Genomic DNA, 399 nt, shown 5'->3' with positions numbered 1-399 from the left:
GCTCAATGAAATCGGCGTATACTTCGGCGCGTTTTTCCATGCAATGCGGTACAAACGACCGTGGGTAAAATCGCGCAATGGAGTTTCATAGGCATTTCCTGCACCGTTTTCAGATCCTTTTGGAGTCGGGTTGTGCTGGATGATGTAGCTATACCAGTCAGCTACCCAAACTGCGCCGTCGGGACCAACTTCTGCAAATACAGGAGCTACCCATTCATCCGCACCGGCAAGCAGGTTAAAGCCCAGCTTGTCCTCGAAATCAGTACCTTTTTTGTCCATGAAATTCTGGTGCAAAATGTGGCCCGTTGGTTCAGAAACGAATGCCACTTTGTTCCAATATTTTTTAGGATAAGCGCGGGCAGTGTAGAAGTTGTGTCCTGCCGCAGCTGTAAATCCGCC

Annotated in this window: 1 protein-coding gene; it reads right to left on the bottom strand. The window is 49.1% G+C overall.

The features are described 5' to 3' along the window. Nucleotides 1-399: DUF7133 domain-containing protein (locus tag ACTIE6_RS09125; protein ID WP_439556344.1), on the bottom strand; the 399-nt coding region annotated here is incomplete at both ends.

The sequence above is a fragment of the Dyadobacter sp. genome, from assembly GCF_051859145.1.
GTDB lineage: Bacteria > Bacteroidota > Bacteroidia > Cytophagales > Spirosomataceae > Dyadobacter.
Note: the sequence above shows the minus strand (reverse complement) of the source record. Positions and strands in the feature narration are given on the sequence as shown.